Annotated in this window: 14 protein-coding genes and 1 other annotated feature; of the genes, 2 read left to right on the top strand and 12 right to left on the bottom strand. The window is 53.8% G+C overall.

All coding sequences use genetic code 11. The features are described 5' to 3' along the window. Positions 1–334 precede the first annotated feature (334 nt). A complete protein-coding gene (locus ACE99V_RS19245; RefSeq protein ID WP_400492839.1) occupies positions 335–1006 on the top strand; it encodes a helix-hairpin-helix domain-containing protein in 672 nt (223 codons plus the stop codon). A 67-nt stretch (positions 1007–1073) separates the two neighbouring features. Further along, the gene (gene comER / locus ACE99V_RS19240; RefSeq protein WP_400492838.1) at positions 1074–1895 is read left to right on the top strand and encodes a late competence protein ComER; all 822 of its coding nucleotides are present in this window, start codon (positions 1074–1076) and stop codon (positions 1893–1895) included. Between the two features lie 177 nt (positions 1896–2072). Here comER and leuS read toward each other — a convergent pair whose 3' ends face one another. The 12 genes from leuS to ACE99V_RS19180 all read right to left on the bottom strand — a co-directional run bounded on the left by leuS (position 2073) and on the right by ACE99V_RS19180 (position 11960). Continuing rightward, positions 2073–4544, bottom strand: coding sequence for a leucine--tRNA ligase (gene leuS, locus ACE99V_RS19235; protein WP_400492836.1), 2472 nt, complete (start codon positions 4542–4544; stop codon positions 2073–2075). Between the two features lie 59 nt (positions 4545–4603). Then, positions 4604–4834, bottom strand: a binding site (T-box leader). A 48-nt stretch (positions 4835–4882) separates the two neighbouring features. Continuing rightward, the gene (locus ACE99V_RS19230; protein WP_400492835.1) at positions 4883–5626 is read right to left on the bottom strand and encodes a class I SAM-dependent DNA methyltransferase; all 744 of its coding nucleotides are present in this window, start codon (positions 5624–5626) and stop codon (positions 4883–4885) included. A 2-nt stretch (positions 5627–5628) separates the two neighbouring features. Further along, entirely contained in the window at positions 5629–5982 is a 354-nt protein-coding gene (rsfS, locus tag ACE99V_RS19225; RefSeq protein WP_400492834.1) for a ribosome silencing factor, read from the bottom strand. A 17-nt stretch (positions 5983–5999) separates the two neighbouring features. Then, entirely contained in the window at positions 6000–6572 is a 573-nt protein-coding gene (yqeK, locus tag ACE99V_RS19220; protein ID WP_400492833.1) for a bis(5'-nucleosyl)-tetraphosphatase (symmetrical) YqeK, read from the bottom strand. After that, complete coding sequence (locus ACE99V_RS19215) at positions 6556–7152, bottom strand: nicotinate-nucleotide adenylyltransferase (protein ID WP_400492832.1); 597 nt, start codon at positions 7150–7152, stop codon at positions 6556–6558. The genes yqeK and ACE99V_RS19215 overlap by 17 nt, the downstream gene beginning before the upstream one ends. Positions 7153–7158: 6 nt before the next feature. Continuing rightward, complete coding sequence (gene yhbY / locus ACE99V_RS19210; protein WP_400492831.1) at positions 7159–7449, bottom strand: ribosome assembly RNA-binding protein YhbY; 291 nt, start codon at positions 7447–7449, stop codon at positions 7159–7161. Between the two features lie 34 nt (positions 7450–7483). Further along, complete coding sequence (locus ACE99V_RS19205) at positions 7484–8335, bottom strand: shikimate dehydrogenase (protein WP_400492830.1); 852 nt, start codon at positions 8333–8335, stop codon at positions 7484–7486. 80 nt (positions 8336–8415) lie between these two features. Next, a complete protein-coding gene (gene yqeH, locus ACE99V_RS19200) occupies positions 8416–9534 on the bottom strand; it encodes a ribosome biogenesis GTPase YqeH (protein WP_400492829.1) in 1119 nt (372 codons plus the stop codon). Continuing rightward, a complete protein-coding gene (locus ACE99V_RS19195; protein WP_400492828.1) occupies positions 9531–10055 on the bottom strand; it encodes a YqeG family HAD IIIA-type phosphatase in 525 nt (174 codons plus the stop codon). Before ACE99V_RS19195 ends, yqeH begins: the two co-directional genes overlap by 4 nt. A gap of 106 nt (positions 10056–10161) precedes the next feature. Further along, complete coding sequence (locus tag ACE99V_RS19190) at positions 10162–10353, bottom strand: hypothetical protein (protein ID WP_400492827.1); 192 nt, start codon at positions 10351–10353, stop codon at positions 10162–10164. Next, positions 10350–11426 (bottom strand): DNA polymerase IV, encoded by a 1077-nt coding sequence (locus tag ACE99V_RS19185; RefSeq protein WP_400492826.1) that lies wholly within the window; start codon positions 11424–11426, stop codon positions 10350–10352. The genes ACE99V_RS19190 and ACE99V_RS19185 overlap by 4 nt, the downstream gene beginning before the upstream one ends. A gap of 84 nt (positions 11427–11510) precedes the next feature. Beyond that, positions 11511–11960, bottom strand: a complete 450-nt coding sequence (locus ACE99V_RS19180) for a peroxiredoxin (RefSeq protein ID WP_400492825.1) — start codon at positions 11958–11960, stop codon at positions 11511–11513. Between the last annotated feature and the right edge of the window lie 212 nt (positions 11961–12172).

Below are 12172 nucleotides of genomic sequence, written 5' to 3'. Positions count from 1 at the left end.
TTAACAAAAATTACGTTAGGTGTGTTTGCCATTCTCAAAAAGGGCGAAAAAACTAATTGACATAGTACGCTTATACATGAAAAAGGCTCCGTCCGAAGGGAACTCCTTCGGTACGGAGCTTTTTACACCTGATTTTCCTAACTGTCTGCTTCATCCCTAAGTCTCGCAAGGTCTTTCGCCTGAATCATTCCTCTACCTCTCCAACCTCTGACCGGTTTTGGCAACACATTGGTGTGCTGTTGCAAAAACGGATGGAGGTCTTTTTTTATGTTTGCCTCCCCCCGCTTTCTTTTCGTAGCATACAGACAGAACCGGTTAGAAAGGATGGACATGTATGCTCTACGAATGGTGGGACCGCTATCGAAGTGTGCTTATCATACTGGGTGCAGCGCTGTTTATCGGTATTTCCTATCTTTTGTATCAGTCAGAATCGACTGAGGCAGTTCCCAGACTGCCGCTGGAGAAGCCTGCGTACGCGCTGGAAAAGGAGCAGCTGGACGAACGGAAGGAGCAGCCGAAGCCCGGTCAGGTTGAGGAGAATCCGGCAACCGTTTACGTCGACGTCAAAGGAAGTGTAAAACACCCTGGGCTCTACCGTTTTTCAGCCAACGAGCGAATCTTTGACGCCATTGCGAAAGCAGGCGGGCCGCTTCCCGAAGCGGATTTGAATCAAGTGAATCTGGCGGAGCCGTTAACGGACGGTAGTGCGGTGCGAATTCCCAAAAAGGGAGAGCAGCGTTCTGGCATTGCCTGCCCATGCGCCGGTTCATCCGCTCCCCCGCCCATGTCCGGCAAACAAATGGCAGAGCCGGGAAAAGTAAATATCAACACGGCAGCCCTGCAGGATTTGGTGACGCTACCCGGTATCGGAGAAGCACGGGCGCAGGCCATCATCGCCTACCGAACGAAAAACGGTCCTTTCCGCTCACCTGAAGACCTGAAAAAAGTTACAGGCATCGGAGAAAAAATGTACGAACGAATGAAGGACAAAATTACGGTACACTGAAGCTTTGGTCATGATCTCCTCCTCCTGTTCATACAATGTTGAGAGAACCATGGATGGAGGAATCGCCATGCGAATTGGTTTTATTGGAACTGGAAGCATGGGCAGCATACTGGTGGAAGCGTTGCTTTCTTCCAAAGCCCTGACTCCCAGCGACATTATCCTTTCAAACCGTACTCTCTCAAAAGCAGAGCGGCTCGCCGTCCGCTTTCCAGGTCTGGAAGTCGCCAAAAGCAACTCCGAGGTTGCACAGAAAGCCCATGTCCTGATACTCTGTGTCAAGCCGTTTGAATATAAACAGGCGCTTGAACAGTTGTCCCCTGAACTGGCAGAAGAACACATCCTGATTACCATCACCAGTCCTGTTCATTTGACGCAACTGGAGGCGCTGGTACCGTGTGCTGTGGCCAGAGTGGTACCAAGCATCACCAATGCCGCGCGAAGTGGAATCAGCTTGTGTGAATTCGGCTCCCGTACAACGGAAGTGCAGCGCGATTTGATTTTATCCCTTTTTTCCCAGATCAGCCAACCTGTTGAGGTTTCGGAATCGTTTCTGCGTGTCGGTTCTGACATCAGCAGCTGCGGGCCCGCTTTTCTCAGTTACATCCTGCAGCAGATGATAGATGATGCGGTCGATGAAACCGGCATTTCCCGTGAAGCGGCTACCTATTTGACCACACAAATGCTGATTGGGATGGCGGAACTGCTGAAGCAGGAAATTTTTACCCTGCCGGCTCTGCAGGAACGGGTCTGCGTTCCCGGGGGGATTACCGGCGAAGGGCTGATTGCTCTTGAACAGGGAATTCCCAAGGTATTTCGTCAGGTCTTTCAGCGGACGCACGCCAAGTTTGATGAGGATCGTCACCTCATGAAACAGCACCTGGAAATGTGAAAAAAGAGGCATGAAAAAAGGTGTGAAGACTCTTGCCGTCTCCACACCTTTTTTCTTTATCGTGCAGGAAAGTTTGCTACAGCGTTGAGGCATCCGTGTTTTAAACTTTCCGGAACGCATAAAAAGCTTCCTCTAAGGAAGAACCTGCTTCTGCGAAAGGGCTTCGACAGAAGCTTTTTACCCTACTACGATGTTTACCAATTTCCCTGGGACCGCAATTACCTTGCGGATGGTCTTGTCTTCGATCAGCGCTTTGGCTTTCTCATGGTTGATGACAAATTGCTCCAGCTCTTCCTTGGACAGCCCGTTGGCGACGATCAGCTTGTCGCGAACCTTTCCGTTGATCTGAACAACGATCTCGATTTCATCGAGAACAAGTGCCTGCGGGTCATAGGTTGGCCACACCTGCATGTGCACACTGTCCTTGTTGCCAAGCATCTGCCACAGCTCTTCGGCGATGTGCGGCGTGATCGGCGCCATCAGCACGACGAGGGTTTTGAGCGCAAATGCCAGCGTGCCGCGGTCCGCTTCAGCCGGGTACGCATACAGTTTGTTTACCAGTTCCATGATGGTGCTGATCGCGGTATTGAAGGTGTAGCGCTCTCCGATATCCTCGGTCACCTTTTTGATCGCATAATGCGTCATGCGGTGCAGGTCTTTTGCCGCTTCATCCGTCGGATTGGGTTCTTGCGCTCCATTCGCGAACAGCTGCTCATGATTTTCTACCAGGCGCCACACACGGTTCAGGAAGCGGTAGCTGCCCTCTACCCCGGTATCGGTCCAATCCAGGTCACGCTCAGGCGGCGCGGCGAAGAGAATGAACAGACGAACCGTGTCGGCCCCGTACTTCTCGATCATTTCGTCCGGACTTACTACGTTTCCTTTGGACTTGGACATCTTCGCCCCGTCTTTTAATACCATGCCTTGCGTCAGCAAGCTGCGGAACGGCTCGTCGTACGAGACCATCCCCGCATCATACAGCACCTTGGTGAAGAAACGGGAGTATAGCAGATGCAGAATGGCGTGTTCAATTCCGCCGATGTACTCGTCAACCTGCAGCCATTTGTCCACGTTCTCTTTGCTGAACGGAATCTCGGAATTTTTCGGATCGGTGTAGCGCAGATAGTACCAGGAAGAGTCGATGAACGTGTCCATCGTGTCTGTTTCCCGTTTCGCGTGTCCGCCGCAGCTCGGGCAGGTCGTGTTCAGGAAAGCTTCCGACGTCGTCAGCGGATTGCGTTTCCCGTCGATCACCACATCTTCCGGCAGCAGGACCGGCAGCTGGTCCTTCGGTACGGGCACCGTGCCGCAGGAATCGCAATAGACCATCGGAATCGGGGCGCCCCAGTAACGCTGGCGAGACACCAGCCAGTCTCGCAAACGGTAGGAGACCGTCGGTTTGCCCTTGCCGATCCTGTTCAGATGTTCACTGATGGCCCGGATTGCATCGCGGTTCGGCATGCCGTCGAAGTCGCCGGAGTGAATCAATGTACCGTCACCGGTGTACGGAGCATCGACGCCGATCTCCTCAACAAAAATGGACTCGTCAAACGGTTTGATAACCGGTTTGATCGCCATGCTGTACTTTTTGGCGAACTCGAAATCGCGCTCGTCGTGTGCCGGTACACCCATCACCGCGCCGGTGCCGTAGTCCAGCAGAACATAGTTGGCCACCCAGATCGGCACTTGCTCGCCGGTCAGCGGATGCTTCGCGTAAGCTCCTGTGAACAGGCCCACTTTTTCCGCTTCCGTGGACGTCCGTGTGATGTCGCTTTCCTTTTTCATCTGCTCGATGAAAGCGAGTACGTCCGCTTCCTGCTCCTTGCCGGCGATCAGTTTCGGCACCAGCGGATGCTCAGGCGCCAGCACCATGTAGGTGACGCCGAACAGGGTGTCCGGACGGGTGGTGAAGACTGTTACCTGCTCGTCATTCAACTCCGGAATGGTGAAGGAAACATTGGCCCCTTCACTCTTGCCGATCCAGTTTTTCTGCATCGTGCGCACCTTTTCCGGCCAGCCCGGCAGATTGTCCAGATCGTTCAGCAAACGCTCCGCGTAATCCGTGATACGGAAAAACCACTGCTCCAGGTCCTTTTTCGTCACTTCCGAGTCGCAGCGCCAGCACAAGCCGTCAATGACCTGCTCGTTGGCCAGCACCGTGGAGCACTCCGGACACCAGTTCACGAACGCGCGTTTGCGGTAGGCCAGGCCCATTTCGTAAAACTTCAGGAACAGCCATTGGGTCATCTTGTAATAATCCGGAGAGCAGGTCTTCACTTCCCGGGACCAGTCGACGCTGACACCCAGCGTATCAAGCTGCTGCTTCATGAAATCAATGTTCTCATAGGTCCATTTCGCCGGCTGCGCGCCGAATTTCACAGCCGCGTTTTCTGCAGGCAGACCGAATGCGTCCCACCCCATCGGATGGAGCACCTGATAGCCGCTCATGCGTTTGAATCGAGCGATAATGTCCCCGATCGAGTACACACGCATATGGCCCATGTGAAGACGGCCGGACGGATAAGGGAACTGCTCCAGGCAGTAAAACTTCGGTTTGGAATTGTCTTCGACCGTTTTGTGCATGCCGTATTCTTTCCAGTACTGCTGCCACTTCTTTTCAATTTCAGCTGGTACGTACTGTTTCGCCATTTGTGAATGCCTCCTCAACTGCGTATGCAAAAATAAAAACCTCCCGCCCCGTGACGCATGTCAGGGACGAGAGGATATCTCCCGCGGTACCACCCAAATTGGTGAGGTTTCGGCTCACCCGCTTGATTTTCCGTATCGTGGAAACGTACGCTTTTCCCTACGCAGCCTTGCGGGCCTTCAGGAAAAGTGCTTGGAGGCGAGTTCGGAACGTGCTCGGGTTGACTTGCACCAGCCGTCAACTCTCTGGGTGCCGAGTATCCATTCGTACTGCTCCTCTTCAACGCATTGACCATGTGAAAATTTCTATATCCGATTATAGTCAATCTGTCCCAGCGGTGTCAATGCCGCGTCTTCTTTGCGACAAAAAATAGGCGCTCACTTGTGTTGGCAGGCGGTTCGTTCAGAAAATCAGCCGTTACGGAAATCTCCTCGAAGCCTGCTTCCACGAGCCAGCGAATGATCTGTACCGTCTGGTAGGCGCGTTGAAAATGCTCTTCCTCCACGCGCTGGTACAGGCCGCTTGGCTGGCGGAGGAAAAAGGTGAGCTGGTGCTCTACTTCAAGTCGAACCGGGTCGCAAAAACATTGCCAAATGTATGACACTTCGTCCTCGCACAGCGTAAACGTGTTGTCGCCAAAACCGTGGAGAATCTTGTAGGGGCTGTGAACGTCAAACAGAAACGTTCCACCAGGGTTGAGATGTTCAAACACCCGCTGGAACGTCTGTTGTACATCCTCCTCCTCCGTCAGGTAGCTGAGCGAATCACAAAGGGAGATGACGGAATCAGCCGGCGGGAGTGAAAGCTCGCGCATGTCCTGCTCCACCCACGTCACGTCAGTCTGGGCCTGTTTCATTTTGGTGTAAGCGACGGCAAGCATCTCTGCAGACAGGTCCACTCCGGTTACGCGATAACCTCGTTTGGACAAAGGGATGGCAATACTTCCGGTGCCGCATCCAAGATCAATCACCTGTGCCGGCCGGCCCAGTCTGCTCCACACTTGCTCCAACCAGGACAACCACTGGTCGTACGGCGAATCCGCCATTAACTGGTCGTAAACAGAAGCCAGATGTGCGTATGCCATCTTTATTGCTCCTGGAAGGAAACGATTTTCGCATCGGCCCAGAGACGTTCCAGATTGTAGAATTCACGCTCTTCCCTGTGGAATACGTGAACCACCACGTCTTCCAAATCAACCAGCACCCAGCGTCCTTCTTCCGCACCTTCGATGCCGCGGACGTTGTAACCATGCTTGTGCGCCTGATTGCGAATTTCGTTGACGATCGCCTGCACCTGCCGCTCGTTGTTGCCGTGACAGATCATGAAGTAGTCGGCGATAATGGACTGCTTGCTGATATCCATGATCACCAGGTTTTCCGCTTTTTTGTCCTCCGCCGCTTTTGCCACCAACCGCGCCAGATCTTCCACTGTTTTTACCATCAAATTCCTCCTGTAGTCTACTGTCTGGAAACCAGATCGTTATATGCTGTGAGCGTCAACGGATAAACCGTCTTGCGCTGCTCAATCAAAAACCGGATGGTTCCGCCAAGCGCTTCCGCCAGCGCCGCGTTCAAATCCTGCTGCGCCAGGGAACGAATCTGCTCCACGCCGGGAAAATTTCTGTTTGGCTCTATATAGTCTGCCACACAAACCACTTTTTCTAACAGGGACATCCCCGCCCGACCGGTCGTATGGTAGCGGACGGCTTGCAAAATCTCCGGATCGGTAACACCGAGCTCCGTTTGGATGACGATCGCCCCCGCAAAGGCATGCCAGAGCTCCTTTTCCCCGTTCAATAGCTCTTCCGGCATGTCGTGACGCACCAAAATGTCACGCATCTTCTCCACCGGCCAGCACTTGCAATAGTCGTGCAGATAGCCGGCCAGCTCTGCCTTGTCCGGGTCGGCGCCGTATCGCTCCGCCAGCCGTCGGGCAGTCTCAGCCACCCCCAGGGTGTGCTGGTATCGCTTGTCATGCATTTGCGCCTGTACTCGAACGAGCAGTGCTTCGCGATTAGCCAATAGATTCATACAATCCCTGCTCCCTTATATAGCTCTCGACAGCGGCCGGCACGAGGTAGCGAAGGCTTCTGCCGGCCGCTGCTCTCTCTCGGACCAGCGTCGAAGACAGCTCCCAGGTCGGCATCTCCACAAACGTCACGCTGGAACTGACCGCGGATGGATCGAAGTTGGACCCGGGACGCGCAAGACCGATAAAACGAACCATCTGAATCAGATCCGATATGCGATACCATTTGGGCAGCATCTCCACCATGTCTCCGCCAATAATAAAAGAAAACTGGCAATCCGGATAAGTGTCGATCAGCTGACACATCGTATCGTAGGTGTAGGAGGGACCTTCCCGCAAGAGTTCCACGTCCGTTACCCGAAACGAGGGATGATCAGCAACCGCCAGCTCCACCATCCGCAGGCGGTGTTCCTGAGCGGTGATGCCCGCTCGTTCCTTGTGCGGCGGAATGCGGGCCGGCATAAACCACACCTCATCCAGCCGCGCCTGCTCCCGCGCCTGCTCTGCAGCAAGGAGATGGCCGCAGTGAATCGGATCGAATGTCCCGCCCATGATCCCAATCTGTTTCGCTTTCACGCTCATCGCTCGCTACGGCAGGACTATCGTTTTGTGTTCTTTTGATTCCTTGTACAGCACAACGGTATGTCCGATCAGTTGGACCAGTTCCGCTTCCGCCCCGCTAGCCAGCGCCTGTGCCACTTCTTCCTTGTCATCCAGATTGTTTTGCAGAATCGAGACCTTGATTAATTCACGCACTTCCAGGGCCTCTTTGATCTGATGAATCATGTTATCATTGACGCCACCCTTTCCCACCTGAAAAATCGGTGTCAAGTGGTGCGCCTGTGAACGCAAATAGCGTTTTTGCTTTCCAGTCAGCATCGTATGTTACCTCCCATGATACATCCAGTACCATTTAGTTTGTCTTTTGCAGCTGCTGCAACACGATGTTTCGCATGGTCTCGCTGGGCGCCGGCTCTCCCGTCCACAGTTCGAAGGCAAGCGCGCCTTGGTTGACAAACATCCCTACTCCTGAATGAGGCTTGGCGCCAATGAGACGGGCCTGTTTCAACAGCTTGGTTTCCAGCGGATTGTAAATCAGGTCGCTGACAATCAGTCCTGGATGCAACCACTCTACGGGAACCGGAATTTCGTCCACGTGAGGGAACATCCCGATCGAGGTGGTATTGATCAGCAGTGTGGCATCAGCGATCGCACTGCTCGCATCGCCTGGTTCCACTACGCTCGTCGGCACGATCTCCCCCAGGTGTTCAGCCAGTAGCGCGGCTCTATCCCTGGAGCGGTTGATAATGCGGATCTCCTTTACTCCTTGTTCCGCCAGGGTAAAGGCGACGGCACGTGCTGCCCCTCCGGCTCCCAGCAGTGTCACCACCTGCTTCTGCACATCGAGTTTCGTCTCTTCCACCAATGAACGGACATATCCCATTCCGTCGGTATTGTAGCCGATCAATCGGCCGTTGTCATTGACAACGGTGTTAACAGCCCCGATGCGTTTGGCCAGCGGATCAATTTCGTCAAGCAGCGGCATGATCGCCACTTTATGCGGGATCGTTACGTTCACTCCGCGAAGGCCAAGTGCACGTATTCCTGCGATCGCATCGGCCAATCGGTCCGGCTCCACGTCAAAGGCGGCGTATGCGAAATTCAACTGTTTTTCTGCAAATGCGGCGTTGTGCATGATCGGTGATTGCGAATGCTGAACCGGGTGTCCCAGAAGTCCGACCAGCCTTGTCTTGCTCGTGATCATATGCCTCTTCGTCCCTCTTCTCTATCTGAATGGATGAGCGCAGACGCCCCTTCCAGTAAAGGGCGCCCTGCCGCGGTGTGTTAAATCAGACCTTTGCGTACACCTACACTGACGCCTTTCGGAGCGTGCACCACAACATGGGCCTCGTGTTTTCCCTGAAGACTGACCCATCCCAATCCGGAAATGACGATGTCGGTTGTTCCGTTTGTGCCGATCTTCAAGCTATGTTTGACAAACGGCGGCAGCTTTTTAGCCGCTTCCGCTCCGCTGGGCGGCGCCAACAGTTCTCCGTGATGCTTTGCCAAAACCTCATCGGCATTTTCCAGCTTGGTGCGGTGAATGTACAATTGATTGGCCACATAGACGACAAACGGCTGATGCGCGCCCCGGACAAAATCAATCCGTGCAAGCCCCCCCAAAAAGAGCGATTGCCCTTCGTTCAACTGATACACTTTAGGGTTGATTCGAGCTGTGGGCGTAAGCTTGCGCAGATCCTGCGGCGATACCATGTGACCCATTTGATCTCGGTTAATGATACCGGGAGTATCATAGATAAACCGTCCGTCCTCCAAAGGAATCTCGATTTTGTCGAGCGTGGTTCCGGGAAACGGAGACGTGGTGATTTCCATGTCGGCGGCACCGTAATCATGCAGGATGCGGTTGATCAACGTGGATTTTCCCACGTTGGTAACACCTACTATGTATACGTCTCTGCCTTTGCGCAGTTCGCCGACTCGGGCCAGCAGGTCATCGATGCCGATTCCTTTCTGAGCGCTGACCAGGATCACGTCCTCGGGACGCAGGCCCCGTTCTTTTGCCTCGTGCTGCATCCAGTTGCGGACGCGGTTCAAATTGATGTTTTTCGGCAGCAAGTCTACCTTGTTTCCGACCAACAGGATGGGGTTTTTTCCTACAAAGCGCGGCAGTCCGCGGAGCCATGAACCCTGAAAATCAAAGATGTCGACGACCATGACCACCAGACTGTTTGTCGCGCCGACCCCGTGCAAGATGCGTAAAAAGTCGTCGTCATCCATCTCAACCGGTGCGACTTCGTTGTAATGCTTAATGCGGAAACACCGCTGACAAACGATGACATCCCGGTTCAACGCCGACTTTGGCGCGTAACCGGGCTTCCTGGGGTCCTCTATCTGAATGGCCACGCCGCAGCCTGCGCACGCGCCAAGCGCTTGTTCCGTCACGTTTTTCTCCTCCACGTAATCATTCCTTTCCTTCGCATCCAGTATAACGCTATCCGCTCCAATTGACGGTTGAACCGCGTCCATAACCCGTCCGTGTCTGAGACCGGAACCACAAGGATGGTATGGAATCCCAGTCGGTTGCCGCCTAATACATCGGTAAACAATTGATCGCCGATGACCACGGTTTCCTCTATGCTGACGTTCATCTCACGCACTGCGCGTAAAAAGGCCTGACGGGTCGGCTTCCGCGCCGCCCAGATAAAACGGACGCCAAGCGGTGCACAAAACCGATCAACCCTGTCCTGCTTATTATTGGACACAACCGTTACTTGAATGCCCGCATCCCGCAACCGTTTCAACCAATCTTCCACCTCAGGGGTGGCAAACGGCCTGTCCCATTCGACAAGCGTGTTGTCCAAATCGGTAATCACAGCGCGGATGTTGCGCATTTTCAGATGATCTATATGAATATGGTGAATGGATTCCACAAACTCGTCTGGCATTAGCTTATCCAGTACCATGCCTTCCCCCCCTGGATGCAGAACCGCGATTTCGGCACTAACTATACCATATTCCCCCACTCCGTTGCAAAAAGAAAAAAGGCAGCTGAAGTGCCGCCGCTGAGCTTTACCATGCGTTTCCCCTCTGTTTGTCGATCAGGCGCTGCACCTGTTCTTTCGGCGACCAGCAGTTGAACCGATAGTCGGGACGTGTCTCGTAGGCAAGACGTGCGCACCGGTAAAGCGTTGATTTCGCACCCTTTTCCACCCGAAAGTGAATACAGGTAGCGCAGCAGTGAAAGCGGTCAGATTCCGTCACCCGTTTCCCTCCCTTTTTGATTCCATCCATTTCATCCAGGTAAAGAGGTTCAGCTGCTCGCAGCGCTCCTCCGTCGGTCTCGCGAAGTTGGAAAAACCAACACCGACGAGTCTGACTCCCGAGGAGTAGTCAAACGCGTCCAACAACTCTTCCAGCAGTTCCTGCCAGTTTGTCGATCTGTCCGCCTTTCGCTGCTTGGTACGCAGAGTAAAGTCCGCGTACTTGATCTTCAGTGTGAGGGTCTGAGGCTCCACACCTTCGCTCTCCACGTCCTGCCGCACCTCGGACAAAAGCTCAGCGGCGATCGGTGCGATTGCGTCGCGGTGGTACAGATCGAACGGCAGCGTCGTTTCCCTGCTTATTGATTTGGGTTGGCGATCCATCACAATCTCCCGCTCATCGATTCCCCGTGCGCGACGGTACAAAGCGTACCCGAACTTTCCAAAAAGCTGCACCACCTCGTCCAGCGTAAGCTGCCAAAAGTCTTCCACTGTATGAATCCCTTTTTTCGCCAGAAGTTCCTGTGATTTTTTCCCCACCCCGTGCAGGGAACCGATCGGCAGCGGCCGCAGAACGTCCAATGCCTGATCGGGACGGATGATGACAAAGGCATCCGGCTTTTTCAAATCGCTGGCAATCTTGGCCAGAGACATGTTGTATGAAAGACCGATACTGCAGGAAAGTCCTGTCTCCTTCTTGATTCGCTGCTTGATTTCGCGGGCTGCCGGCACGGCATTCTCGTAATGGGAAACGTCCAAATACGCTTCGTCCAGCCCGACGGTTTGATAGCGGTCGGTATACTCTTGAAAGATCGCGCGGATCTCCGCCGATTTCTCCTCGTAGCGCTGGTAACGGACCGGCAGATAAATGCCGTGCGGACATTTTTTTCGGGCCAGGGCGACCGGCATGGCAGAGCGAACTCCAAAAGCGCGAGCTTCGTAGCTGCACGTGGAAACGACCCCGCGATTGCCCGTCCCGCCGACTATCACCGGCTGTCCGCGCAGTTCCGGTCGGTCCAGCTGCTCCACGCTGGCAAAAAACGCATCGATGTCGAGATGGAGAATTTTTTTCATAGGCGAAACCCCAAACATACATTCTCCTCTCTATTATCCACCAGGTGAGTCTGCGGTGACAAGAGGGCGTACGTACCTATGTAGTCAACACTGATTCGCGCCCTTTTTGATCACGTCCAGCAGCTCGTCCGGACGGGGATTTCCTTTTTGCGCAAAACGGATGATGCCGTCCTTGTCAATGACGTAAACGACCCTCTGCTGCGCGAACAGGCCCAGGATCTTTCCAACCTTGTACAGCTTCCGGATCTCTTCGTTTTGATCAACAATAAGCGGAAAACCATAACCGAACTTGCGAGAAAACGATTGATGCTTCGCCAGCGCGGCCGGATTGACGCCCAACACGACCGTATCCTCCTGCGCAAACCGGCTGTAGTTGTCCTGCACGGCACATAGCTGTTTGGTGCACACGGGCGTATCGTCTCCCGGATAGAATATGAGCACAACGTTATTTTGTCCGAGCAATTCTGCCAGGTGAATCCGTCCCTGCGTACTTTCCGCTGTAAAGTCGGGGGCTTTATCTCCTACACGTAACATCGGTAATACACCTCCTGTTCCCAGTATACGATCGGCCAGTACATTAAGAAAACCCACCCGGCATTAGCTAACGCTTCGCCGGGCGGGGCCCCGAACACTTTTCTAGCGGCTGTATGGGATGTCCAAATTTATAAATTCTACCCTGAAAATCTAAGTGACTTAGAACAGGCCTTTTTGGCAATAGCAAACTAAGCCCCCGTTGCTTCGTTTTT

It is taken from the genome of Brevibacillus soli (genome assembly GCF_044759095.2).
Classification (GTDB): domain Bacteria; phylum Bacillota; class Bacilli; order Brevibacillales; family Brevibacillaceae; genus JBIYSM02.
This window is presented reverse-complemented; position numbering and strand designations above follow the sequence as displayed.